Origin of the sequence: Algoriphagus sanaruensis (assembly GCF_001593605.1) — a bacterium.
Classification (GTDB): Bacteria; Bacteroidota; Bacteroidia; order Cytophagales; family Cyclobacteriaceae; genus Algoriphagus; species Algoriphagus sanaruensis.
The window spans coordinates 466,757-490,912 of the sequence record NZ_CP012836.1; the positions used below are offsets into that span (position 1 = coordinate 466,757).

The window sequence follows — 24,156 nt, forward strand, 5'->3', positions numbered from 1 at the left end:
GATTGGCTTAGTTTAGTTACTGTGCCAGTCTTTAGGAAAAATAAATGCCAAGGGTAGAAAATGGTCAAAAATGGCTGTTTAAGCCCTTTTTGAAATTTTCTAGGACTTAAGCTGTATCAATATCGAACAGTATTTTATTCGGATATGAAACAAAAAATCCCGGACTTTTCAATCCGGGATTTCAATTTTAATTTATCAAAAGATTATTTAACGGCAGCGTAACGCTTGCTCACTTCCTCCCAGTTAACCACATTCCAGAATGCTGAAATATAATCTGGTCTTCTGTTTTGATAATGTAGGTAATACGCATGCTCCCACACGTCCAATCCCATAATTGGAGTACCTGGACATTCCGCTACATCCATCAATGGATTATCTTGATTTGGAGAAGAGCAAACACAAAGTTCTTTTTTAGCATCTACACACAACCAAGCCCAACCTGAACCAAAACGAGTTGCTGCTGCCTTGTTGAAAGTCTCTTTGAAGGCATCAAAAGATCCAAATTTTGCATCAATAGCTGCTGCCAATTCACCAGTAGGCGCTCCACCGCCGTTTGGAGAAAGAATCTGCCAAAAAAGGCTATGGTTCCAGTGACCCCCGCCGTTATTTCTAACTGCAGTGTTTGAACCTGCTACGGTCATCAATTCTTCTAAAGATTTTCCTTCTAGTTCGGTGCCAGCAATGGCATTATTTAGATTGGTCACATATGCATTGTGATGCTTTCCATGGTGAATCTCCATGGTTCTTGCGTCAAAATGAGGTTCCAAGGCATCAAATGCATACGGTAAGGCAGGAAGTGTAAAAGCCATATTGTTAAAGTTTTGGGTTAAACATTAAATAAATCCGGTAGTAAACTACGATTTGTCAACCAGACTCGAGGAAAAAAGGTTCTCACAATTGAGGTTTACACCTCTATTTTCTCAACTTTTCAAAAAATTTTAAGAGCAAAGATTCTGCTTGAGCCCCTAGTGTTCCGCTTTGAATCTTTGTTTTAGGATGTAGCAAGTTTGAATTGTGCGTCACAAATCCTCGTTTGGGATCGCTAGCTGCGAAGTGTACTTCACTTATTTGAGACCAATAAAGTGCCCCAGCACACATGGCACAGGGCTCCAAAGTCACATAAAGTTTACAGTCAGTCAGGTATTTTGCTCCCAAATAATTGGCAGCTGCGGTGATCGCCAACAGCTCTGCATGAGCAGTCACATCGGTGAGCAATTCGGTTTGGTTATGAGCTCTGGCTATAATTCGATTTTTGGAAACAATCACGGCACCCACGGGTATTTCATCACTTTCAAAGGCGATTTGGGCCTGTTTGAGGGCCTCGTTCATGAAATACTCGTCGGTGTAAAGTTCCACGCTTTCTAACTTAGAAAGACAACAATTCTAGAATCTCGTTTCTGACGCCTTCATTGATAATAATGGCAAGGATCAAGGAAACAATAAGACCAATCAAGGCTTTGAAAATATCCTTACGAGCCAATCGGAACGCTTTGGACAACCACGCATTTTTTTCTTTGGTCTTACCATGCTTTCCAATTGCAATAGCTAATTCTCTACCTGCCAGCAAACCAATAAATACCCAGGTTGTACTCATTGGTACTTTGGAGTACATTTTGAAATAGAAAAGAATCACCGCATATACAAGATCCACGATAGTAGCGGCTCTTACATCGGTAACGTTAGATTTTTCAGTGACGATTTCCTGAATTTTATCCCCTTTTAGGTAGAATAATACCCCTAAGCCTAAAAACACAAATCCTGCGTAAACGATAAATTCAAAAGTATCCAATTGCCGGGGAAGAAATACTGCGATGTTGGCTGCGTCCTGCATAATCCAAACAGCCCATAATACCCCAGAAGTAATCCATTGTAAAACAATCCAATACGGCTTAGCTTGTCCTTTAAGATAGTTTCTAAAGAATCGCTCAAGGATAAACCAAACTACAATGGCCAAAGTAAATGCCAGGAGATACCCAACAAAACTTTTGAACATAACATCCAAGATTGTTCCTGCCTTGTAGGTAAAAACATTAAGCAATAAAAATGTAGTGGATACTGGCATCCTCATTCTAGTCATGATTAACAAGACTATAGGAGCAGCTAATTGAAGAAATACAAAACTTTCTGGAGCTTGTTCCAAACCTTTGGTGGTAAGGCGTTCATAGCTCACATCTCCTCCAAAAGTAAACCAGCTATAACCAACTGTTCCAACCCAAATTAAGCCCATGAAAATCCAAAGCAACCACCAAGGTCGCTTACTATTTGAGGCGATAAAGGTTCCAATGGTCTGAATACTATCATTGGCAATGGCCGAATATGCTGCCAAAGCAAATCCAAACCACATGGCTGCATAGGTATACGGCGTGATTAAGCCTGCCATAGCAGTCAAAATCAATATAGTGATCAGAAAAGGTCTTTCATTTTTAGAGAAATCAAAAATGGAATAGGTTTTCTTGGAAAGCTTATCCTGATTGATATTCTGATCGAATGGTTTTTTGCTTTTTGCCATGATGGAGGCTGGTGATGAATTGGGTACAAAATTAATTAAGTTATTCTGCCTCTCATGTTATTAAATTGTTAACACGACTTAAATCCTTTTCCTAGGAACCTTAAATGGCTTGTATTTCACAAAAAAATTTCAACTTTTGCCTCAATTTATATAAAAGATTCTGATTTTAGGGAAATACCCTATTCCGAATTTCAATCCAAAAACAGCCTATCGATACGTTCAGATGGAACCTGAAGTACAAATACCAGAATCCCGTTCTCCAAAGTATTTCAATTACATCAAGGTATTTTTGGCTTTACTACTTTTCATTTTTGCCATCGACCTTTTAACGGTCGCAATGAGTGCGATCAATAGTGGTGTTGCTTTGGAGATTCTCCAAGTAACCAGCAATCCCTTTGTGAGTCTATTTATTGGCTTGTTAGTGACTGCTCTTATCCAAAGTAGCTCTACTGTTACCGCCAGTGTGGTTGCAATAGTAGCTTCTGGAAATCTTACGCTGCAGCAGGCTGTTCCAATAGTCCTCGGAGCAAACATTGGAACTACTCTTACTTCTACCTTAGTTTCTTTTTCATTTATTATGAAGAAGAAGGAATTCCGAAGAGCCCTTACGGCAGGAATAGTTCATGATTTATTCAACATAATCACGGTTATTCTTTTATTTCCATTGGAGGTTTATTTTGGCTTTTTATCCAAAATTTCCGAAAAAGTCGCCTCCCTCTTTGCCTCTGACAATAATTTTGACGGACCGATTATTTATAATCGAATGTTTACCAGATCGATATCAGAATGGATTATTGAAGTAATAAATATCCCTTTTTTGACAATGCTTCTTTCCATTTTTATGGTTTTTTTGGCCATTAAAGTCCTTTCCACTGAAATGTACCGGACCTTTATCAAAAACTCTTTTGAAGAAATCAACAAGATTATCTTTCAAAAGACTGGCTTGGCGTTTCTTTATGGGATTTTCTTTACAGCAGCAGTTCAATCAAGTACGGTTACCACTTCATTGGTAGTTCCCTTGGTGGCTAGCAAAAAAGTGAGCGTAGCAAAATCCTTCCCATTTATCATTGGAGCCAATATCGGGACGACAATTACGGCTGTGATAGCCTCCATTTATAAATCAGAAGCTGCTATCGCATTGGCGATTGTCCACATCCTATTCAATAGCTTCGGAGCTCTTATCTTTTTACCATTTCCTGAAATTCGCCAGCTGCCAGTGCGATTGGCTGAGTCCATGGGTAGGATTTCCTTGAAATATCGAGTGGTTGGGTTTGCCTATATTCTACTCACCTTTTTTATAATTCCATTTTTGCTGATCTACTTCAGCAGAGATTAGAATTGAGTCTTTCGCCAAGCTTCCAAAATTGCTCTGGAAGAACTGGTACCAATTCGGTCTGCTCCAGCTTGGATTAATTCCTCTGCAAATTCAAGTGTCTTAATTCCTCCACTAGCTTTGATGCCAACAGAGGAGGATAGCGTATCCCGCATAAGACGAATATCTTCTACTTTGGCTCCCGATGAGGCATAGCCTGTGGAAGTTTTAACAAAATCAGCCCCTGCATCTTGGCATAGTAAACAGGCCTCACGGATTTGCTCCGGAGTCAGATATGCTGTTTCAATGATGACCTTTAGAATTCGATCATCCTCATGGCAAAGCTTGGCAAGTTGAGCTATCTCAATCTTGGCCCAATTCATCCCCGATAAGAATGAAGTCAGAGACCATACCAAATCTAGCTCGTCAGCACCCTGTTTGATCGCTTCTCTAGCTTCCGCCACTTTTGATGCTGTATCTTCAAATCCAAAAGGGAAACCGATCACTGTTACCAGTCGGATATCTTTTTGTCCCAATTCTCTTTTTGCCTTCTTTAGCCAAAAACCCGGCAAGCAAACTCCCATCACTTGGTCTTCAATGGCCTCTCGAAGTAGGTGGTCCACGTCGGATTGAGTCATGGTTGGTTTCAAAAGTGTTGATTCTAAATATCGATTGAGGTTTTTCATCGGATTTTCAATCTCTTCCCAAAATGTAATCTTGTAAATAAATGAACTCAACGGTCAGATCTCCATCACGCGTGATAGTTGCTTTTTCTAGGATTGGAGCATCTTCCTGAAGTAAAGCAGGAATCACCCACTCAGAGAGTTGAACTCCAAAATCCGAACTGGATTCTCTAGGCAATTCACAGGGCAAATTGTCTATTGCCATCACAGAAATACTCGTTTGCTTCCCAAAGGGAGGGAGAATTTGGCCTGATTCCCGGTCTATATCATAAACCGGCTCAGCAATGGAGGATGCTTTGATGGTAGTCGGAATAGAGCCGTCTATATCACAAGTAATATCTGCAATTACCGAAATGGAAAAATCCGGTGAATTGATATCGTCCATTTCAAAAAGCCTTGGAGCCCCAGGATTCCAAAAAGCAGCCGCAATTAGTAATTCGGCCTGTTCGGCAAATTTTAGAAAGTGACTTTCATATCGCTCTGGATACGTATAAAATTCCTCACGATCAAATCCACCATCCGTCTTTCGCCGATTAAAATCCGATGAGGATAAGACCGTATAAACAGGTTCTTCAAAATAATGATGTAGAAAATCATGGGTATTCACTCCACGCAGTCCCATCATCTCTACGATGGTAAGAACTCCTTTCCCAACTCGACCCGAACCTGTAATTGCTATTTTGATGGGGGGCAATTGGACTTGTCCCAATTCAAAAGCCAATTCGCTTAAATCCTTGCATTCCTTAGCTCGCTTGAGATCAAAAAGACCCGTTTTTTTTCCATAGGTCCAAAATGCATTGTAAGCTCCTACTACTCCCGCCCAAAAGCCAAAGGCAACTACTCGATTTCCTGATTCGTCCTTGAGCACCTCGTAATCAATCAATCGAATTCTTTTCTCCAGAATTGACTGGAGCATTGCTCTATTTTTCGATTGTTTTTTGATCGTATGGGAAAAAAAGAAATAGGTTTTTTCAGGAATTAAATGCTGAACGGGAACCTCTTTGATACCGAATAGTACATCTGCCTCGGATATATCATCGACTAGTTGAATACCTGCTTGCTCATATTCTTCATCTGAAAAAGATCGAATAGGGCTTTTTTGTACTATAAACTCCAGCTGTCCTTCATACTGAACAGAAAGCTGCTGAAGCTGTTGGGGAGTAAATGGTGTTCGGTGATCTGGAGGGTTTTTACCTTCGTGGATAATTCCGATTTTCATAAAAATTTAATCAAATGGGTTGGAGCTTATCTACAAAAGAGGTTTTTATGGTATTGAGCTGGGCTGCTTTTTACACGATTCATAGTGTACTAGCAAGCTCCAAGTTAAAAAGATTTTTGGAGGACAAATGGGGAATCAGCAAGAAAACCTACCGATTATTTTACTCACTTATTTCAAGTATTACCTTCCTCGGTATTGGAATACAGATTCTTTACCTTCCTCCAAAATTGATTTTTGAAACTATAGGAATCTCTGAAAAATTGGGCTATTTCATGGCGACCCTTGGTGTGATTTTGGGAATTCGATCCTTCAAACACATCTCAGTCGGGGAGTTTCTGGGCTTAAACTCAACTCCAAGCCCTAGGGCAGATTTAATTCAAAGCGGTCTTTATGCCTGGACAAGACATCCCATGTACTTTGCGCTATTTCTTATCTTCTTGGGTTATTTAGGTGTTTCAGGAACAATGGGAGCGCTGATCCACTTGGTTTGCTTGATCATTTACCTGCCTGTTGGAATTTATTTTGAAGAGAAAAAAATGGCAAATGAATTCGGAGATGCGTATCGGCTTTATCAAAAAAATGTACCCGTATTTTTCCCAAATCCAATAAAAAAAGGGCCTAAGCCCTTTTAAAATCAATCTGTTCCAAGAAAATAAATCTGAAACGCCAACACCGAATTTGGCGGAATTAGCTCGTTATTTTCTTGGCTTCGGTATCCATAAGGAGAAGGGATAATCATAATTGCCCTACTACCCGGACGGATTCTTCTAAAGCCTACATCCCATCCTGTGATTACTGAGGTAGATCCTAGGACAAAACTGAATGGAATATATTTTCTGTTTTCGTCAAAAAGGTCGTTTTCACGAGCAACGGATTCAATGGAAGTATCAAACACCGATCCATCCTCGATCAAGTATCCAATGTAATCCGCATATACCACTGAATTGGATACAGGTCTTGACCCCACTCCTTCCTCTTGGACAATAATCACTACTCCAGTCTGATCATGAATTCGATATAAACTGTCGATTCTAGCAGTGTCCAAAAAGGCATCAATTTTAATTCGGTCTTTGGCAAGGTTCCCATCAAAATCATAGACAGGACCCGTTGCAAAAGGGTTGTTAGGTTCACAAGAGGAAAACCAAACGAGCCCTACAATAAAGACGATTGCTAAATATCTCATGGATTGATTATTGGTTAGGTCCCGGTGTAATTCCCAGGAGATCTATTTCAAAAATTAAAGGTGAATTTGCAGGAATCCCATTTTCTGACTGACTTCCATATCCCAATCTAGATGGGAATATTACCGTAGCTTTTTCTCCAGGACGCATCAAGGAAATAGCAAATTCAAATCCTGAAATGGTAAATCCAAGGCCCAAAGGATATCTTAAAGGCTGATATAATCTGCCCGCTGCATAGATTCCATTATCACGAGCAACCTGCTCTTTGGAGGTATCAAAGATTACATTGGTCAATAACTTTCCCGTGTAATCTACTCGAACTGTATCTCCTCGCTTAATGCTATTGAGATCTTCCGAAACAGACTCTTGCCAATAGATGTAAACTCCTTCCAAAGGTTCTTCATATTTTTTCACCGATGTGATCTGGTTTTCATCAAGATACTTCTGGATAGCCTCTAGATCTCTTTGAAAGATCGCTTCCATAGTCTCGTCAGGATTGATACAAGAAGTAACTGCCAATCCAATAAAAAAAGCAAAAACGGCAATAAATCTGGTTTTCATAGGGTTTAGTTTTGTTCAAGCAATTCAAATTGACCAAATGTTCACTCAGTAGAAATATCAATCTTCAGCTTTTCGTGCTGAAGATTGATTATTCGATTCTGAAGTTCCTCTTTCCAAGGAAAAGGATTTATTTCTGAACATCCATCACTTCCACGTCGAAGATCAGGATAGAGTTTCCTGGGATCATCGCACCTGCTCCAGCCTCACCATAAGCTAGCGGAGAAGGGATCAGGAATTTAGCCTTAGAACCTTTTTTCAAAAGCATCAAACCTTCGTCCCATCCTGGGATAACTTGACCCATTCCCACATTCACAGGAAGTGGTTCATAAGGTCTGTTCTCATTGAAAATATTATTCGCTTTAGCAAGATCAGGGATTGAAGTATCGAAGATGGTACCGTCAAGTAGATAACCAGCGTAATTGACATACATGGTAGTACCCGGAGTGGTGGCTTCACCTGTTCCTTCTCTTTCGATCACATAATACAAGCCATTATCTGTCTTCTGAGCGTTTAGCCCTTTTTCAGCTGCATAAGCTTCGATGGTCTTTCCTTCCTCCACGATCAATACTTTGGCTCTCTCTGCTGCAGCAGCTTGTTCTTTCATCATTACCTCCTGATAGAAAGCCTGCATAGCAGAATCAGTTTTTACGTCAAAAGCTCCCAAGTTCACCTTGATAACATCTGTTTCAGACATACCTGGAGGATAATTGCCATTGAATACAATCTTTGCAGTTGATTCAAATACGATAGAGTCTCCTTTTTTCAAAGAAAGGAAAATCTCATCCATTCCGTTTTGTGGAGTCAAGGTGTCATTCGCCATTAAATAGCCTGGGAATGGCTGATCTAGGGTAGAATAGATCACGGAATCATTCGCAGTAGTAATCTTGAGATTATATAGAACAAATTGTCCGTTCGGAGCCTTTTCGGATCCTTCCTTTACATAAGTGAATTCGATTCCATCCTTTTCAGTCACTTTAGACTTTTGGCAAGAAGAAATCAATGCAGGACCAGCTGCTAGGGCCAAAACGGCCAGAAATCTTGAGGATTTTTTCATATTGGAGTTATAGTAATTCAGGGTGTTTAATCGTGCAGAAAAGTTAATGGGCTTCAGCAATAGCAGTTTCGAATAGCTCCTGTTGACATTCTTCCACCAGTTTTTCAAACTTTTCTACGGTATCTTTTAGGCTCAGAGTTGATTTCCCTCCTGCGGCATTTTTGTGTCCTCCTCCGTCGAAGTAAGACGCGGCAAATTTATTGATTGCTACTTCGCTACTAGATCGGAATGAAATTTTTATTCCATCCTCCCGCTCAGAAAACAAAGCAGCCAATTTTATCCCATCCAAAGATAGAGCATAATTGACCAAACCTTCTGTGTCTCCAGTTTGGCTTTGATATTTTTTAAGATCTTTTTTGCTGATGACAAAATAGGCCGTATGGATATCTTCCCGGACCACCAATCGTCTGGTAATGGCAAAACCGATGAACTTAAGGCGATTCACAGAATTGGAATCGTAAATCCAGTTGGCAATCTGTGATCCATTAGCACCGTGGTCGATCAGCTCAGCTACGATTAAATGTACATTTTTGGTGGTGTTAGGATGGCGAAATCCTCCCGTATCGGTCATGATACCTGCATACAGACATTCGGCGATTTCTTTATCGACCAAGTCTTTATCACCAAGCTTGACAATTAATTCATAGATTAATTCACAAGTCGCTGCAGCTTTAGTGCTCCAAAATCTGAATTGCGCAAAATCTTCGGGATCTTGGTGGTGATCGATGTTGACAATGTAAGCCTTCGACTTACGGATCATTTCACCCAATTCATTTACCCTTTGAAGAACAGAAAAGTCCAAACAGAAAATAATATCCGCTTTTTCTAAAGCAATTATCGCCTGTTTTTGGTCATCCTTTTTACTGAAATCCAAGACAAACTCATTTCCCTTCATCCATGTTAAAAAGGATGGATAATCTGTTGGTGTCACCACAGTTACCTCATGGCCCTTTTTGATCAAGTAATTGGCTAGACCTAAGGATGATCCCAAAGCGTCCGCATCCGGCTTGACATGAGTGGTAATGAATATTCTTTTAGGTGAGGAAAGTTCTTTTTTGAACGAATCGAAAGCTTCCATTAAGTTAATTCTATGGCACTTTTGGCCTCGGTAGCGTGCAAAGGTCAGGATTTTTTTGAGAAATCCCAAAGCACTCATTTCTCTGTAAATTAGCACAGTAGCATAGAAAAGCTATTGATAAGACCTGATTTGAAGGTAATTTCCTTATTTTTGCGGCCAAATTAAACCAAAGATATCCCATGGCAGGAAACAGAACATTTACCATGATCAAGCCTGACGCTTTCGAGGCTGGTAACTCAGGAGCAATCCTTAAAATGATCGAGGAGGCTGGCTTCAAGATTGTGGCTATGAAAGCTACCCGTCTCACTCCAGAGCTAGCAGGCAAATTTTATGAAGTTCACAAGGAAAGACCTTTTTACGCTGATCTTTGCAAATACATGTCTTCAGGACCGATTTTCGCTGCTATTCTTGAGAAAGATAATGCTGTAGAAGATTTCAGAAATTTGATCGGAGCGACTAATCCAGCTAATGCAGCTGAAGGCACTATCCGCAAAATCTTTGCAAAATCCATCGAAGCAAATGCAGTACACGGTTCTGACTCTGACGAAAATGCAGCCATCGAAGGCAGCTTCTTCTTCAACCAATACGAACGCGTACTTTAATTTTGAATCAATCTCCAAAAAGCCACTCAGAAGCAATTTTGAGTGGCTTTTTTAGTAGCAAATAGCTGGTAGCTAGTATCAAGACATGAGGTGCAGGCCACAAGAAGCTAGACTTTAGAAACAAGACAATAAAGAGAAGAAAACTAGCTATTGACGTCTTTTGAAATTTTTCAGATTTCTGATTTTATCCTATTGCTTTAAACTGCTTACTGCGGTAAATCAGCTTCGACACCGCTCAGCTTGACCTATCTAGAATTGAGGCGCTGTCCAGAGAAAATTCCTATTGAGACTATCCGACTTCAACTCTCTTTTTTTGGAAAATCAATCTCAAACTGACCCGAAACTGAGACTGAATACTGATCACTATCTTCCAAGCTTCCTTACCAACTAACTCCTACCTACCCACAAACTCCGTCATAATTTTTGCAGATAGCAAGGAAAGCGGTATTCCTCCACCCGGGTGTACACTTCCACCACAGAAGAAAAGATTTTTGATATCAGAAGAATAATTGGCATGTCGGAGAAATGCTGCAAATCGATTGTTGGAGCTATTTCCATACAATGCCCCTTGAGCAGATGAAGTCCTAGATTCGATAGTCCGTGGATCCAAAAAATCTTCCACTTCAATGAGTGGCTCCACATTTACCCCCAGAATTCGGTGAATTTTGGCAAGCATATTTTTTCTCGCCTCCCCAATTAAATGATCCCAGTCCTGCCCTTGGTTATTGGGCACATTGATCATCGTAAACCAATTCATTCCTCCCGCAGGGGCATCATCTGATTTTAAAACAGATGAAATATTGATATAGATCGTAGGATCAGCGTAGATAGTCCCTTTCTTAAAAATCGCATCAAATTCACTTTTATAATCATCCGAAAAGAAAATATTATGAAGCCCGAGCTCGGGAAAATCCTTTTTTATCCCCCAATAAAAAATCAAGGCCGAACTACTTTTGGGCTGATTGAGAAGCTTTTTTGGTTGTTTTTGATTCTTCAACAAGGTCTTATAGGCATTCACCATATCCATATTGTTGACCACCAAGTCCCCAACGATCAATTGGCCGTTGACCCGAATTCCTACTGCCTTTTTATTTTCGACCACAATCTCCTCCACTTTTGTATTCAAGTGAAACTTGACTCCAATACTTTCCGCCAACCTTACTAGGCTAAGTGTAATATCATGCATCCCCTTTTTAGGGAAATAGGCCCCTCGGTTAAATTCTAAATGTGGGATAATATTGAGTGTGGCAGGTGTTTGATACGGATCTGAGCCATTGTAGGTCGCATATCGATTGAAGAGCTGAACCAATTTTGGATTGGAAAAAAGCTTTGAATTCGCTTTATGCATGGTAGAAAAAATCCCCAACCGACCCATTTTAAGATAGGAATTCAGCGCTTCTCGATTGGTCCAGGTGCTAAACTGATGAAGGGAACTATGCAAAAAAAGAGGTGCCAAGTGATCATACATGTAGGCAGAGCTTGCCAAGGCCTTATGAATATTTGTTCTTGGCTCACCCAAATTTTTCTCTACCTCAGTTGCAAATTTTTCTTGGTCTGCGAAGGCAGTAATTCGCGTCCCATCCTCCCAAAAGTAATGACAGATATCCTCTAGTTTTTGGTAAGAAAAATAATCCTCTGGGTTTTTGCCAGCCAGTTTAAAAAGCTCATCAACCTGCTCTGGAAGTGTAAACAGCGAAGGACCCGCATCAAATCGATAACCCTGAAGTTGAAATTCAGAAAGCTTGCCACCAGGATAGGAGTTGGCTTCAAAAACCTCCACCTCAAACCCTCGAACTGCCAATCGAATAGCAGCAGCGATTCCAGCAATACCTGAACCTATTACTAATGCTTTTGGGTGCAATCTGGCCTCTTTCATACTTGCCAAACCTACAATTGGACTGAAGGTTTACCGAATCTCGTGCTACTTATTTTCAAAATCCAACTTGTAATTACCGATATGGATTTCACTTTGGATGATTTTCTTCTTATGCCTGAAATAATTAATCACCCCAAAAATGAGAACAGCAATAGCTATCAGATAAAAAACAACTTGGTAGTATATATGACCTGGAACGTTCAGGAGATTTTTAATACTTAAGCCAGCAACCAAGAAATACATGGAGGTCCTAAGAAAAGCCAATAATGTGGTTTGATTGGCTAAAATGGTCCGCTGCAAAGCAAGATTTTCCCGAAGGATCAGGTCTTTGTTAATGGGCTGACTGCTGTTAGACATGGTATTTCGGATTGATTAGGTTTTTCAAAAGTAACATTCGAGCCCAAATTTAATTCACTTGTGGTCCCTTCAGATCAAGAAAAGAAAAAGTCCGACTCTTTCGAGTCGGACTTTAAGTTTACCAATAATCAAAGATTAATACCCAGGATTCTGTTCGATTGGAGCAGTGCTGTTGGTCTGGATTTCTTCCAAAGGAATCGGCCAGATAAACAGGTGGCTCGCATATTCAATCGCGTGATCAGTAGGAATGGCAGTGGTGCCATTGTAGAAATTGATGCTGGTGATAGATCTCGAAGTAGCTTTTGCAGGTACACCTGGCAATACCCCAGCTCCAGCCAATCGATGGATATCAGCCCATCTTCTGCCTTCTGCTAAGAATTCGATTCTTCGTTCTTTATAAATTGCATCAAGAACTCCCTCTTGTCCGCCAAGACCTGCTGCTGTAAAGCTTGGTACAGATTCTGGCAAAGCGCGGTCTCTAACAGAATTCAAAAGCGAAACTGCAGCATCCAAATTACCTAACTGTGCATTCGCTTCAGCAGCGTTCAACACTACTTCTGCAAATCTCAGAATCACGTTAGGGTCAGTGTAGGTCACTGGATCAATGTACTTATCTGTAAATACCCCTGTAGAGCTAGAAGTAGTCATTGCTCTTCTTGCATCTTCTTCCAACCAAAAATCTGCGGTCCAGATCAATGGTGAAATTTTAACCAATCCACGAGCGCCATTATTTGGGTTTCCATACATGGATGCTAGTGCTCCGTTTACGCCTGCGTTAGAAGCATCAGTATTGATGAAATTGAAGATATTATCTGTACTATTTCCTCCGGCTCTGAAAGGAGCGGCTGGATTAGGAGTAACGGCGTAGGCAGATTTGATTTTTTCATATTCCGCCAAAACACCAGCCCAATCTTCCATGTGAAGTTTGATTCTGGATTTCAAAGCAATGGCAGCACCCTTATTAGCACGACCTGCTCCACCATTTGGAAGTTTAGCTTCTGCTTCATCCAAATCAGCAAGCAGCTTTTGATATCCTTCGGCCACCGTGCCTCTTCCTACAGCTTCACCATCCGGTACTTTTGGTACGTCATTGATAGCAAATGTTCGATAAGGTACGCCTGCTGCGCTTGGATTGTCAGAATAAGGTCTGGCAAAATGCACCAATAATTCATGATGTGCCAATGCTCTCAAGAATAACATTTCACCAGCATATGCATCCGCTTGGGCTTGGGTGAGAACACCGTTTTCTACTGCTCCTGGAAGGCTTTCCAATACAATATTGGCTCTGTTTACCATTCGGTAAATAGAGATCCACATTCCATTGTTATTGGCTGTGTTCGGATTGTATCCTCCTGTATAGGTGATTTCATAGAACAACTGATCGTTGTACATATCCTCACCTCTCATATCGCCTTGTTCCACATTGGCCGCACCAAAAGGATAACCTCGCTGAACTGCTCCGGCATAAAAACCACGCTGTGCAGATTCATAAACACCAAGAACTGCCGAATTAATACGAGCAGGAGTAGCGAAAGCTTCCTGATCAGGAATCAAGTTAGCTGGCGTTAGTTCAATGACATCACATGAACTAATCGCCCCCATCATGGCTGCTCCAGCCATCACGAGTTTGAAATTTTTTATTGAAAACTTAGTCATTTTTTTCTTCGGTTAGGAGTTGAAAATTAGAATCCTACGTTTAGACCCAAGGTGTAAGTACGGATCAGCGGCGCCACGTTCCAGTCTACACCAAAGTTCAACTGACCTCCATAGGTATTGGATTCTGGATCCAAACCAGAATACTTGGTGAAGGTGAATGGATTCTGAACCTGAGCAAATACTCTAGCATTTCCGATTCTTCCACCGAAAGCACTTTGAAGTGCAGTAGTTGGCACATTGTATCCCAAAACGATATTTTGGATTCTGACAAAATCACCTTTCTCGATAAATCTGCTGTTAGAAGCGGAAGTCAACCAAGTGTTTGCATCTCTACCAGAGTATAATCTAGGTACGTCGGTTACTTGTCCACTTTCTGTCCAACGATTGAGGATAGAAGCATGGTTATTTGAGAAACCAAGACCCATCAATCCTCTCAAGGATTCATTCATGATGTAATTACCACCTGAGAATCGAGTGAAGATTTCCAAATCCCAGTTGCTGTACTTGAAGTTGTTTGACCAACCTCCTTGCCACTTAGGAAGGGTATTTCCAAGGAAAGATTGAGTTGGGGCAGTTCCTGCTACAGAAGTGTTTCCTGGATCAGCAGGGTTGTATGCTCTCCATGAAGAAGCACCTTGAAGCTGAACAATGTTATCACCGCTATAGTACATCACGTTACCATTCGCTGGGTTAACACCTGCAAATTTGAATCCGTACAATTGAGCGATTGGTCCGCCTACCTCAGTTCTGTTGTAAGTAGAAGTTAATGGCTGGATCAAGTTAGTCACTTCGTTTTTGATCAAAGTGATGTTGAAGTCTGTGGTATAAGAGAAATTGCCCTTGTTGATTACGTTGGCAAGTACTCTAAACTCCAAGCCTTGGTTAACCATCGCTCCTACGTTTTGATTGATGCTGTTTCCAGGCACACCCAAAGAAGGTGGAGTAGGAGCTGCAAGGATCAAACCGTCTACGTCATTGTTAAAGTAGTCTGCTGATACAGTCACCGGTCCAATAGTCATATCGAAACCAATGTTGAATTTCTTGGAAGTCTCCCACTGTAGCGCACCATTAGCTACACGAGCGTAGCCGATACCTGCACCTGCACCGCCCAATACTGGAGAGAAACCACCAAAGGCAGCAAAAGAACCAATGCCAGTGTTACCTACTTCTGCATAAGATCCTCTGAATTTCAAGTCAGAAATCAAGTCAGAGTTAAAGAACGCTTCATCAGAAACTCTCCATCCCACAGAACCACCAAAGAAGGTACCGCGCTTGTTATCTCCTATCAAATCAGAAATACCGTCATTTCGAACAGTGAAAGATGCCAAATACTTGCCTTTGAAGCTGTAGTTGAATCTACCGAAATACGAATCAAAGCCACTTTCAGAATATCCACCACCAGAGAACTGGTTGTTATAAGATCCTGAAATCAAGTTTTGCTGTCTATAGAAATTATCAGAAAGGTCTGTGCCCTGGCCAAAGAAGCTGTAGAATTTAGCAAACTGATATTCCAAACCTGCGGTGACGTTGATGTTATGATCTTCAGCTAGTACAGTCTGATAGTTCAAGGTATTTTGCCAGTTCCACTGGAAGGCAGGATTGTATGCCATATACACAGAACCATTGGAGCTACGTCCGTCACCGTGTCTTGGATCCAAAGATTGCAAGTCATCAGCTAAGGTTAAATCAACCCCGATTTGAGTTCTAGCAGTCAAGCCAGTTGCCAAATCAATTTCACCATAAGCGGAACCTAGGATTCGGTGTGCTCTAGAGCGATAGAAGTTATTCTTGATTACAAAACCAATGTTTGGAATGTTGTTATCCGGACCTGCTAGGTTGGCACCAAACCCAGTTGTTGCACCATTTGCAGTCACATTAAATCCATCAAAAGCAACATTTTCAGCGTCATAAATTGGAACGTTAGGAAGAGCACGAGTAGCATTGTAAATCGCACCAGAAAGTGAATTTGCTCCGTTATTCAAGCCGAAAATTTCGGTCATCGAATAGGACAAGGAAGTTCCGATTCTTACCACTTTCGAAATGCTGTGATCTACGTTTGATCTAAAAGAATAACGCTTCAAATCGTTAGGACGAATCGCTGATTCCTGGTCAGTGAAGCCCAAAGAGAAGAAATATTTGGTTGATTCAGATCCGCCAGAGATGGATAGGTTATGCTGCTGTGTAAAACCTTTTCGGAAGATCAAGTCTTGCCAATCGGTATTTACTCCAGGATTTGCAAGGGTGGACTGACCTAGGTTAGACCTTTTCTCATTGGCAATTTCCACAAATTGATCACCTGTTAGAAGTTCAAATCGGCTTACTTCCTCATTGAAACCCATCGCTGTGTTGTAGGAAACTTTTGCTTTGCCAGCAGCTCCTCTCTTGGTTGTAATCAAAATGACACCGTTCGCAGCTCTTGAACCATAAATAGCAGTTGCAGAACCATCCTTCAATACTTCATAAGATTGAATATCCGCAGGATTAATGTTTGCTAGTGGGTTAGAGGCATTGACAGCAGATCGATCTGCATCTATAACTGGTACTCCATCGATAATAATCAAAGGGCTCGCAGAAGAAGTCAATGAGTTTACCCCACGAATACGAATAATAGGTCTTGCTCCTAAAATACCGCTTGGAGTAGTGACCGAAACACCTGGAGCTCGACCGGCAAGCTGTGATTCGAAGGAAGGAGTCACCAGATTCTCGATCGCTTCATTGTTGATCGAGGTTACTGAACCCGTAATTTCTCTTCGCTCTTGGGTACCATATCCGACTACTACTACTTCATTGAGAAGTTTAACATCTGGATCCAATACAACATCGACTGTTGTATTTCCAGAAATTGCTACCTCTTTGGTCAAATAGCCAACAAAGCTAAATACCAAAGTAGAGGCATCTTGTGGCACTTGGATGGAGTATCTACCATCCAAATCTGTGATAGTTCCTTGGGTGGTTCCTTTTACCACCACGCTGGCTCCGGGTACACCTTCAGGCTCTTCAGCCGAGGTGACTGTACCAGTGATCGTTTTCGTTTGGGCTAGCACTGACATTACTGTCAGGAAGCTTAGCGCAAAACCTAATAAAACTTTCTTCATAGGTCGTTGATTTAGACTTTTTAACATTCAAACGACGAATATGCAAGTATTAATAGGCTCGAAACAAATCTCAAAAAGTGCCTTTATGAGCTAAAAAAGCATATTTTATTCCATTAAACTGACAAAATTTAAAATTTTAATTTACCTACTCTCTGAAAATAAGACTGGCCAGGCATTTAAATTTGACGAAACAGTTAGATTCAAAATAAAATTTCTTAATTATTCCTTAACATAAAATTTATTTTGATTCTTGAAATAATTCAATTTTTGGATTTAGTGAATTTGATACTCTTTTAGCTCAATAGCCAACTTTTATTCCGCTAGATCAATGATTTTTGAAATCAAAAATGGAGCTCTACTTTTCTGGTATTAATCGGAATCAAAAGTTTTCCACTGAAATCTGAAAAACAGCAGAATTTTCTGTTAACGAATATTTTTTGATAAAAAGGCCTTTTTTTAAGACTTACGGTTAAAAAATTGGAGAAATTTCAGCTTTTACACTGTAAATCCAGGTGAAAAATCACTTTCCATCTGCCTTCTACCTTTTTTAAAAGGCAAATTTGATGGACTGAAAAAGCTCCTTCGATCGGTTGTTTATTCACAAATTCAAATATCTGATCATAGATCTTTGGCTTGATATCTTTGAATGCAAGGGTCATATGAGGAGTATAATTTCGATCACTTAACTCTTCAACTAAATGGAGATGAAGCCTACAAAATTTTCTCAGGTCCTCCTGAAGTGTCCTCAATGCTTCCGATTCGGCTACTTTGGAATAGATGACCCGATTTCCAAAATGATGAATTCCTGCGATTCGTAGGTCAAAGCAGGGATACGATTTGAGAAAGCTACCCAACTTTTCAATTAACTGCGCTTCACGATTTTCATCAAAAGGAAAGGGCATTTTTACAGTAATATGGGCAGGAGATTTAAGGGCATATTTGACGTTAAACTTTTCCTTGAGTTCGTTTTTGATTTGCTCAGCCCGATTGAAAATCTCCTCACTGGGAAGGATTGCTAAAAAGTATTTCTCCATATTCTTCATCTGGCAAAATTACCCTAAATCAGAATGGATCGGCTATTTCCAAAAAAACTGTTCGAATTCCTGATACATTCTCCTAAATTGAGACAATTAAATTCCTAAGCTATGAAGTACTTTCCAAAAGCAATGGTTGGGTTGGATCTAACCGAAATGGACGATATCCTGATCAAAAAAACTGCTGCTTATGTCCAATTTTTAGGGATAGAAAAATGCTATTTTCTCCATGTTTCCAAAAACCTTGAAATTCCTCAGGAGATTCTCGAACAATATCCTAACCTAATTGCTCCATCTGACGAATCTATTGAATCAATACTCCAAAACAAGCTGGCTGAACTTGACTTTCCTAAAGAGGTAGAAGTGGAGGTTTTTGTGGAAGAGGGAAGTCACCCCTTGGACACTTTCTTAAGATGGGCCAAACTTAAAGATGTGGACCTCATCATCATGGGTAGAAAAGAGGAGCTGGAAGGAAGCGGGGTTTTAGCAGATGGAGTGGCTAAAAAAGCCCCGTGCTCTATTTTGCTTTTTCAGGAGCGTAGACCGGTTATTTTTCCTAAGAAAATTGTCATACCTACAGACTTTTCTGGACACAACCATATGATCTATGATTTTGGAGAACGAATTGCTGATCAGGTGGGAGCAAAACTAATTCCCCTACACATGACGAAGGTTCCACATGGATATTCAAAAACTGGAAAGTCTTATGAGGAATTTGTCGAAATCATGAAAGAAAATGCTCATACCGCATTTAAAAAATTCGTCAGCAAGCATCATCACCCAGAATTAGACTGCGAAGTTATTGTAGATGACGAAAGAAATCCTGGTGTGCAAATCACGGAGTTCGCTCAAAAAATTGACGCTGATATGATTATCCTGGGATCAAGGGGAAGAACTTCCTCTGCCGCAATTATTCTAGGGAGTACGGCAGAAAAAGTCATTCACTCGAATAAGGCACTTCCAATGCTCATTTTCAAGAAGAAAGGTGAGACCATGGATTTCTTCGATGCTTTATTCCGGATTTAAGCTTTCTTAAAATAAAAACAAGCCTGATCTCCTTTGCCCTCCTGATTGAATTGGAGGGCTTTTTGTTTTAAAGCAACCAGCTCGTCTTTAGAAAAGTGTTCCCCTAGTTTACTTTTTCGTAAACTAATCCCTTTTTCATAAATCGCCGTTCCCCAAAATTGGAAATCCGTAGAATCAAAGACTACTTCGTCCTTTTTTAACCCAACTTTTTCTGCAAGATCGGTTAGCCCTTTTACGGTAGGAATAATGAGGTGTCTTGGAGCATCCAATTGAACCCAATATTGGTGTTTTTCTTTCCAAACTTCGGAATCCCCCACAGGACAGCGAATCAGTAAATATCCCCCTGGGTTGAGCTTGTCAAAACAAGATTTAAGAACCAACTCTGGATTTTCCATGTGCTCAAATGAATGGTGCATCATGATTAAATCAAATCGATCGTCTGACTCCTCGATCGTTTTTTTCCAAAGAGAAAGCCCTTTTTCAACTTCTACAGATTTTTCCATAAAGGGGTCAAACCCGTGAAGATTTCTAAAACCAGAAGCAAATAATTCGTAGAGAAGTTGCCCATTCCCGCAGCCAACATCTGCAATTTTGGAATTGAAAGAAGGTTTAATCTTTTTCAACCACGAGCCATAAATGGGGGCTATGGATTTTAAACCAGTGGCCAAAAAAACTCGCAATCTGACTTTTTTAAGAAGCTGATTTTTGAAATCAGATTTCTTGAGAGTAGAAAAAGAATAGTAGTCACTTGGATAGTAAACAGACAAATCCTCCGGAATAGTGATCAATTGAAGGGAACCACATTTTTGGCATTCTCCGTAAGTGAAATTCCCTCCTATTCCAAACATTCTCTCCTCTGCAGGATAGGTATGTAAGTCAGAATGGCCGCAAAATTTACAGGAAATCGAATTATCAGTAAGCATTTTCTCTATTAAACAGGAGTTCGTAGACCGTACGAATCATAATTTCCAAATCTAATAGAAATGTCCAATTATTGATATAAAAGGAATCTAGTCTCACTCTAGATCTGATTTGGAATGGATTCTCGATTTCTCCTCGATACCCCTTGACTTGTGCTAATCCAGTAATTCCTGGTCTGATTTTATGTCTGGAATTATACCGCTCAATTTGAGTTTTAAAAGTTTGATTCATCGGGATGGTATGTGGTCTAGGTCCTACTATGGACATATCTCCCATCAATACATTTAAAAACTGAGGCATTTCATCCAAAGACGTATTTCGTAAAAATGAACCAATTCGAGTTACCCGGGGATCGTTTTTGGAGGCTTGAAGCGTGTCTGCATAATCGTTTGGGGTCATAGACCGAAACTTCAAGCAATTGAACTCTTTATTATTGATTCCATTTCGCTTTTGAATAAAAAATACAGGACCTCTTGATTCCAACTTGATCAAAAGGCCTACCAATGGAATGAGCCAGGATAAAATGAACACAGTCACTAAGGAAGCGAATACCAGATCAAAAACTCGTTTGGCAAAACTGTTGATAGGATGATCAAGCGGAATATCATTGACATTGATGACAAAGAAATCCCCATACTTGGAAAAGGAAAGATTCTTTTCCAGCTGAAGGCTTCCCCCCGGAATCATTTTCACTTTGATATAATGATCATCTGCAAAATCGATCACTTTTTTGACCAATACAGCATCTAATTCCTCATGGATATAGATTAGATCCAAATCAAGTCTTGGAGCCTCTTCAAAAAAATCATCTAAACTGCCCCGAGTTTGATTACAATCTGCAGCGTTATCAAAATATCCTAAGAAGTTTATCCCAAAATCTTTCCGGATACGAAACACATCCGCAAGCTTTGGGCTAGTGCCTCCTTTTCCAACAATCACTGCATTTCGGTAATTATTTCCCTTGGTTCTGTACCTTTTGAGAAGCATGTGCACTCCTATTCGGAATGCGCCCATCAAAACCAAAAAAACGCCACCTAAAATTCCAAGTTGAAGGACTCTATTAGGGCCATCATGAAGAGGTACCCATAAAATAGCCGTAACAGCCAAAAACCAGAATAACGAAATCCCTAAATTTCTCCAGGTACGCTCATATTCATCTGTTCTTCCAATTTTATAGTCTTTTCGAAGAACAGAAACGAGCATCCACATCCCAGCAAGAGGTAGAAATGCATAGAATTCTAAATCCTCAAACCGACCAAAGATCCCCAAAATCACATACGAAATGAAAAGGGAAATCACCGATGCCAAAAAGTCTGCTGAGGTGAACAGCCAGGGAAAATAGGTATCAAATCTTCGCTTCATAAAAGTCTAAAAACCACAATTCAGAAGTTAACACGATCTGGTCTCCTTAGAATGGTTGGGTAATTTGTCGCTAAAATTAAGAAAGAAATTATCAAGGCTGATTACTTTTGAATTTATTTATCTCACAATTCCCGCCATTCGGCATATATGAATTTTATCCAAACGCTTTTTGCCTCATCAGATCAGCCCGGTTCATTAGGTTCCAAATTTCGTGCTAAACGATTAGAGAAATTTGAAGAATTGTTTTTTGGGCAATTTACGAACGAAAGCAAAGTTCGGATTCTTGATGTAGGAGGTACAGACTATTTTTGGAAAGACAGTAAAATTCTAGACCTGCCTCAAGTTGAAATTTACCTCTTGAATCTCCATCAAGAGCACACGACACATCCTCGTATAACAGCCATTGTGGGTAATGCGACAGACATGAGGGAGTTTTCTAACCAAAGCTTTGATTTGGTGTTTTCAAACTCTGTAATCGAGCACCTTTACACGTTTGAAAATCAACAAAAAATGGCAATTGAAGTCTTGCGGCTTGGCAAAAAACATTTCATCCAAACTCCGAATCGTTTTTTCCCAATAGAAGCTCATTATGCCCTTCCTTTTGTTCAGTTTCTACCCAAAAACTTGGTAAGATTTCTATTAACAAAGACCAAGTTAAGTCGAATGAAAAAGTGGGAAAAAGAGCAAGCCAATCAATATCTTGATGAAATTCGACTTTTGGATGAAAAAGAAATGAGACTACTTTTTCCAAATAGTCTCATGTTTAAAGAAAATGTCTTGGGAATGACCAAGTCAATTACGGCTCATAATTTTTAAGAATCGGCAAATTGAAGCTTTACAAGGTTGGCATAAATGCCAGTCTCAGAATTGAGCAACTCTAGATGGCTACCTTGCTCCACAATTTTTCCTTCACTGAGCACATAGATTCGATCTACTTTTCGAATGGTAGCAAGACGGTGTGCAATAATCAATGTGGTTCTTCCTTTCATCAATTCGTCAAGCGCCTCCTGAACTAAGGCTTCAGATTCTGCATCAAGCGAAGAGGTGGCTTCATCTAGTACCAAAATGGCTGGATCTTTTAAAATGGCTCGAGCTATCGCTATCCGTTGCCGTTGTCCTCCAGAAAGTTTTACCCCTCTTTCTCCAACTAAGGTCTCCAAACCTTCTGGGAACTGACTGATAAACTGCCAAGCATTGGCTTTTTGTGCCGCTTTAATAATTTCCTCCTCCGTAGCTCCGGGCTTGGCATAGGCAATGTTTTCACGAATAGATCCCCCAAATAGTAAAACCTCCTGTGGAACAATCCCTATATGACTTCTCAAGAGATGAATATTCCACTCACTTACATCCAAGTCATCAATTTGGATTTGCCCATCCTCTACCTCATAGAATCGTTGCAACAATTGAATGACTGTTGATTTTCCAGCTCCGGAATGTCCAGCTAACGCAACCTTTTCTCCTGAATTTATTTCAAGATTAAGGCCCTTTAGAACCTCCACCTCTGGACGTGTAGGATAGCTGAATTTTACTTGATTAAATCTGATTTTACCTAAAAACCTTCCAGAGGATCTTCCAAATTCAGATTCGGATTCCTCTCCAAGTATTTCCAATACCCGCTCCGAGCTTCCGATTGCTTTTTGAATTTGGCTATAAATATCGCCAAGTCCTGCGATTGAGCCTCCAATAAAGGTCGTATAAAGTACAAATGAGACCAATTCCCCAACACTCATCTCACCAGTAGCAACCAAACTTGCTCCATACCACATCACTCCTACGATTCCCCCGAAAAGGACGAAAATGATAAAGGATATAAAAGCCCCCCGATATTTAGCTGCGGTCAATGCTACAGAGACTACTCGATTGAGGCCATTACTATACCGATTTGATTCAAAGGCTTCCCCAACAAATGACTTGACCGTGGTAATTGATTGTAAAGTCTCCTCCACAATAACATTAGCACCAGCTAATTCGTCCTGGGTCTTTTTTGAAAGTTTTCGGATATACCGCCCAAAAACCATCGCAAACAAAACCAGAACTGGAAAGGTCGCTAGCATAAAAAGGGTGAGCTTTGGAGTATTGACCATCAAAAACCCAACACCGGCAACAAGGGTAATAACTTGTCTGAAGAGCTCAGCAAGAGTCGTAGAAAACGTTTCTTGAAGCTGGCTTACGTCTGAGGTAATCCTACTGATCAATTCCCCCGTCCTTCGTTTATCAAAAAACGACATCGGAAGTCTGACCAATTTGGCATACAGGGCCTGACGAATATCCCGCATGGATCGCTCGGAGACCTTAGCAAATAGCCAGACTCTGAAAAAAGAAAAAATGCTTTGAACAGCTAAAATCCCCAACAAAATAAAGGCGATCGTATTGACATCATTCACGATCCATGTTTTCCCTTCCGCCGTATCGATCAGTTTTCCAGCCACAAACGGAAAGGTCAACAAGGTCAGGGAAGAAAGGAGCAAAAACACTAATCCACTAACAAAGTGTAGTTTATAAGGAGAAACAAACTGATAAATTCCACTCAGCTTCCCCAAATTTTCTTTGCTTAATTTTCGTTTTTCTTCAGGGTCTAAGACAGCTCCACGTTTCTTTGCCATAATTTACAAAGGTGATCAATCGACAAA

General features: G+C 40.4%; 22 protein-coding genes. 5 read left to right on the forward strand and 17 right to left on the reverse strand.

Features of this window, described 5'->3' with window-relative positions:
* Positions 1 to 203: 203 nt before the first annotated feature.
* The 3 genes from AO498_RS02030 to AO498_RS02040 all read right to left on the reverse strand — a co-directional run bounded on the left by AO498_RS02030 (position 204) and on the right by AO498_RS02040 (position 2,509).
* Positions 204 to 809 (reverse strand): superoxide dismutase, encoded by a 606-nt coding sequence (locus tag AO498_RS02030; RefSeq protein ID WP_067543073.1) that lies wholly within the window; start codon positions 807 to 809, stop codon positions 204 to 206.
* Between the two features lie 103 nt (positions 810 to 912).
* On the reverse strand, positions 913 to 1,356 hold the full coding sequence (locus tag AO498_RS02035) for a nucleoside deaminase (protein ID WP_082792174.1): 444 nt from the start codon (positions 1,354 to 1,356) through the stop codon (positions 913 to 915).
* Positions 1,357 to 1,366: 10 nt separating this feature from the next.
* The gene (locus AO498_RS02040; protein ID WP_067543079.1) at positions 1,367 to 2,509 is read right to left on the reverse strand and encodes a hypothetical protein; all 1,143 of its coding nucleotides are present in this window, start codon (positions 2,507 to 2,509) and stop codon (positions 1,367 to 1,369) included.
* A 223-nt stretch (positions 2,510 to 2,732) separates the two neighbouring features.
* Between AO498_RS02040 and AO498_RS02045 the strand changes: the two genes are divergently transcribed.
* Complete coding sequence (locus tag AO498_RS02045) at positions 2,733 to 3,845, forward strand: Na/Pi symporter (protein ID WP_067543082.1); 1,113 nt, start codon at positions 2,733 to 2,735, stop codon at positions 3,843 to 3,845.
* Here the strand turns inward: AO498_RS02045 and deoC are convergent.
* Both deoC and AO498_RS02055 read right to left on the reverse strand, forming a co-directional pair.
* The gene (gene deoC, locus AO498_RS02050) at positions 3,842 to 4,507 is read right to left on the reverse strand and encodes a deoxyribose-phosphate aldolase (protein WP_067543085.1); all 666 of its coding nucleotides are present in this window, start codon (positions 4,505 to 4,507) and stop codon (positions 3,842 to 3,844) included. The genes AO498_RS02045 and deoC overlap by 4 nt on opposite strands.
* 7 nt (positions 4,508 to 4,514) lie before the next feature.
* The gene (locus tag AO498_RS02055) at positions 4,515 to 5,723 is read right to left on the reverse strand and encodes an NAD(P)-dependent oxidoreductase (RefSeq protein ID WP_067543088.1); all 1,209 of its coding nucleotides are present in this window, start codon (positions 5,721 to 5,723) and stop codon (positions 4,515 to 4,517) included.
* Between the two features lie 14 nt (positions 5,724 to 5,737).
* Here AO498_RS02055 and AO498_RS02060 point away from each other — a divergent pair, with 14 nt between their 5' ends.
* Entirely contained in the window at positions 5,738 to 6,355 is a 618-nt protein-coding gene (locus AO498_RS02060) for a methyltransferase family protein (protein ID WP_067543091.1), read from the forward strand.
* Between the two features lie 2 nt (positions 6,356 to 6,357).
* Here the strand turns inward: AO498_RS02060 and AO498_RS02065 are convergent, their stop codons facing one another.
* The 4 genes from AO498_RS02065 to AO498_RS02080 all read right to left on the reverse strand — a co-directional run bounded on the left by AO498_RS02065 (position 6,358) and on the right by AO498_RS02080 (position 9,597).
* A complete protein-coding gene (locus tag AO498_RS02065; protein WP_067543094.1) occupies positions 6,358 to 6,906 on the reverse strand; it encodes an FKBP-type peptidyl-prolyl cis-trans isomerase in 549 nt (182 codons plus the stop codon).
* Between the two features lie 7 nt (positions 6,907 to 6,913).
* Positions 6,914 to 7,465, reverse strand: coding sequence for an FKBP-type peptidyl-prolyl cis-trans isomerase (locus AO498_RS02070; RefSeq protein ID WP_067543097.1), 552 nt, complete (start codon positions 7,463 to 7,465; stop codon positions 6,914 to 6,916).
* A 127-nt stretch (positions 7,466 to 7,592) separates the two neighbouring features.
* Entirely contained in the window at positions 7,593 to 8,519 is a 927-nt protein-coding gene (locus AO498_RS02075) for an FKBP-type peptidyl-prolyl cis-trans isomerase (protein WP_067543099.1), read from the reverse strand.
* Between the two features lie 43 nt (positions 8,520 to 8,562).
* Positions 8,563 to 9,597: a DHH family phosphoesterase gene (locus AO498_RS02080; RefSeq protein WP_067550188.1), complete on the reverse strand. Its 1,035-nt coding sequence runs from the start codon at positions 9,595 to 9,597 to the stop codon at positions 8,563 to 8,565.
* Between the two features lie 179 nt (positions 9,598 to 9,776).
* On the opposite strand from AO498_RS02080, the gene AO498_RS02085 reads away from it, so the two are divergent.
* Positions 9,777 to 10,199 carry a nucleoside-diphosphate kinase gene (locus AO498_RS02085; RefSeq protein ID WP_067543101.1) on the forward strand — a complete coding sequence of 141 codons (423 nt, stop codon included), beginning with the start codon at positions 9,777 to 9,779 and terminating at the stop codon, positions 10,197 to 10,199.
* A gap of 394 nt (positions 10,200 to 10,593) precedes the next feature.
* Here the strand turns inward: AO498_RS02085 and crtD are convergent, their stop codons facing one another.
* The 5 genes from crtD to thpR all read right to left on the reverse strand — a co-directional run bounded on the left by crtD (position 10,594) and on the right by thpR (position 18,226).
* On the reverse strand, positions 10,594 to 12,075 hold the full coding sequence (crtD, locus tag AO498_RS02090) for a 1-hydroxycarotenoid 3,4-desaturase CrtD (RefSeq protein ID WP_067543104.1): 1,482 nt from the start codon (positions 12,073 to 12,075) through the stop codon (positions 10,594 to 10,596).
* Positions 12,076 to 12,120: 45 nt separating this feature from the next.
* The gene (locus AO498_RS02095) at positions 12,121 to 12,432 is read right to left on the reverse strand and encodes a DUF202 domain-containing protein (protein ID WP_067543107.1); all 312 of its coding nucleotides are present in this window, start codon (positions 12,430 to 12,432) and stop codon (positions 12,121 to 12,123) included.
* Positions 12,433 to 12,567: 135 nt separating this feature from the next.
* Positions 12,568 to 14,088 carry a RagB/SusD family nutrient uptake outer membrane protein gene (locus AO498_RS02100; RefSeq protein ID WP_067543111.1) on the reverse strand — a complete coding sequence of 507 codons (1,521 nt, stop codon included), beginning with the start codon at positions 14,086 to 14,088 and terminating at the stop codon, positions 12,568 to 12,570.
* A gap of 26 nt (positions 14,089 to 14,114) precedes the next feature.
* Positions 14,115 to 17,183, reverse strand: coding sequence for a SusC/RagA family TonB-linked outer membrane protein (locus AO498_RS02105; protein WP_067543113.1), 3,069 nt, complete (start codon positions 17,181 to 17,183; stop codon positions 14,115 to 14,117).
* Between the two features lie 488 nt (positions 17,184 to 17,671).
* Positions 17,672 to 18,226, reverse strand: coding sequence for an RNA 2',3'-cyclic phosphodiesterase (thpR, locus tag AO498_RS02110; RefSeq protein ID WP_067543116.1), 555 nt, complete (start codon positions 18,224 to 18,226; stop codon positions 17,672 to 17,674).
* Between the two features lie 102 nt (positions 18,227 to 18,328).
* On the opposite strand from thpR, the gene AO498_RS02115 reads away from it, so the two are divergent.
* Positions 18,329 to 19,243 carry a universal stress protein gene (locus tag AO498_RS02115; protein WP_067543119.1) on the forward strand — a complete coding sequence of 305 codons (915 nt, stop codon included), beginning with the start codon at positions 18,329 to 18,331 and terminating at the stop codon, positions 19,241 to 19,243.
* Here the strand turns inward: AO498_RS02115 and AO498_RS02120 are convergent.
* Both AO498_RS02120 and AO498_RS02125 read right to left on the reverse strand, forming a co-directional pair.
* Positions 19,240 to 20,166: a class I SAM-dependent methyltransferase gene (locus tag AO498_RS02120; protein ID WP_067543122.1), complete on the reverse strand. Its 927-nt coding sequence runs from the start codon at positions 20,164 to 20,166 to the stop codon at positions 19,240 to 19,242. The genes AO498_RS02115 and AO498_RS02120 overlap by 4 nt on opposite strands.
* Positions 20,156 to 21,526, reverse strand: a complete 1,371-nt coding sequence (locus tag AO498_RS02125) for an exopolysaccharide biosynthesis polyprenyl glycosylphosphotransferase (protein WP_067543125.1) — start codon at positions 21,524 to 21,526, stop codon at positions 20,156 to 20,158. Before AO498_RS02125 ends, AO498_RS02120 begins: the two co-directional genes overlap by 11 nt.
* 147 nt (positions 21,527 to 21,673) lie before the next feature.
* Here AO498_RS02125 and AO498_RS02130 point away from each other — a divergent pair, with 147 nt between their 5' ends.
* Positions 21,674 to 22,342, forward strand: a complete 669-nt coding sequence (locus tag AO498_RS02130) for a methyltransferase domain-containing protein (RefSeq protein WP_067543128.1) — start codon at positions 21,674 to 21,676, stop codon at positions 22,340 to 22,342.
* Here the strand turns inward: AO498_RS02130 and AO498_RS02135 are convergent.
* Positions 22,339 to 24,129 (reverse strand): ABC transporter ATP-binding protein, encoded by a 1,791-nt coding sequence (locus tag AO498_RS02135; protein WP_067543131.1) that lies wholly within the window; start codon positions 24,127 to 24,129, stop codon positions 22,339 to 22,341. The genes AO498_RS02130 and AO498_RS02135 overlap by 4 nt on opposite strands.
* Between the last annotated feature and the right edge of the window lie 27 nt (positions 24,130 to 24,156).

Excerpts from the sequence above, each read along its gene's own strand:
- thpR (WP_067543116.1), bottom strand. The coding sequence starts at position 18,226 with ATGAAGAATATGGAGAAATACTTTTTAGCAATCCTTCCCAGTGAGGAG.
- AO498_RS02125 (WP_067543125.1), bottom strand. The coding sequence starts at position 21,526 with ATGAAGCGAAGATTTGATACCTATTTTCCCTGGCTGTTCACCTCAGCA.
- AO498_RS02105 (WP_067543113.1), bottom strand. The coding sequence starts at position 17,183 with ATGAAGAAAGTTTTATTAGGTTTTGCGCTAAGCTTCCTGACAGTAATG.
- AO498_RS02130 (WP_067543128.1), top strand. The coding sequence starts at position 21,674 with ATGAATTTTATCCAAACGCTTTTTGCCTCATCAGATCAGCCCGGTTCA.
- AO498_RS02055 (WP_067543088.1), bottom strand. The coding sequence starts at position 5,723 with ATGAAAATCGGAATTATCCACGAAGGTAAAAACCCTCCAGATCACCGA.
- AO498_RS02065 (WP_067543094.1), bottom strand. The coding sequence starts at position 6,906 with ATGAGATATTTAGCAATCGTCTTTATTGTAGGGCTCGTTTGGTTTTCC.
- AO498_RS02085 (WP_067543101.1), top strand. The coding sequence starts at position 9,777 with ATGGCAGGAAACAGAACATTTACCATGATCAAGCCTGACGCTTTCGAG.
- AO498_RS02080 (WP_067550188.1), bottom strand. The coding sequence starts at position 9,597 with ATGGAAGCTTTCGATTCGTTCAAAAAAGAACTTTCCTCACCTAAAAGA.
- AO498_RS02075 (WP_067543099.1), bottom strand. The coding sequence starts at position 8,519 with ATGAAAAAATCCTCAAGATTTCTGGCCGTTTTGGCCCTAGCAGCTGGT.
- deoC (WP_067543085.1), bottom strand. The coding sequence starts at position 4,507 with ATGAAAAACCTCAATCGATATTTAGAATCAACACTTTTGAAACCAACC.
- AO498_RS02070 (WP_067543097.1), bottom strand. The coding sequence starts at position 7,465 with ATGAAAACCAGATTTATTGCCGTTTTTGCTTTTTTTATTGGATTGGCA.
- AO498_RS02095 (WP_067543107.1), bottom strand. The coding sequence starts at position 12,432 with ATGTCTAACAGCAGTCAGCCCATTAACAAAGACCTGATCCTTCGGGAA.
- AO498_RS02045 (WP_067543082.1), top strand. The coding sequence starts at position 2,733 with ATGGAACCTGAAGTACAAATACCAGAATCCCGTTCTCCAAAGTATTTC.
- AO498_RS02135 (WP_067543131.1), bottom strand. The coding sequence starts at position 24,129 with ATGGCAAAGAAACGTGGAGCTGTCTTAGACCCTGAAGAAAAACGAAAA.
- AO498_RS02120 (WP_067543122.1), bottom strand. The coding sequence starts at position 20,166 with ATGCTTACTGATAATTCGATTTCCTGTAAATTTTGCGGCCATTCTGAC.
- AO498_RS02030 (WP_067543073.1), bottom strand. The coding sequence starts at position 809 with ATGGCTTTTACACTTCCTGCCTTACCGTATGCATTTGATGCCTTGGAA.
- AO498_RS02100 (WP_067543111.1), bottom strand. The coding sequence starts at position 14,088 with ATGACTAAGTTTTCAATAAAAAATTTCAAACTCGTGATGGCTGGAGCA.
- AO498_RS02060 (WP_067543091.1), top strand. The coding sequence starts at position 5,738 with ATGGGTTGGAGCTTATCTACAAAAGAGGTTTTTATGGTATTGAGCTGG.
- AO498_RS02115 (WP_067543119.1), top strand. The coding sequence starts at position 18,329 with ATGAAGTACTTTCCAAAAGCAATGGTTGGGTTGGATCTAACCGAAATG.
- AO498_RS02040 (WP_067543079.1), bottom strand. The coding sequence starts at position 2,509 with ATGGCAAAAAGCAAAAAACCATTCGATCAGAATATCAATCAGGATAAG.
- crtD (WP_067543104.1), bottom strand. The coding sequence starts at position 12,075 with ATGAAAGAGGCCAGATTGCACCCAAAAGCATTAGTAATAGGTTCAGGT.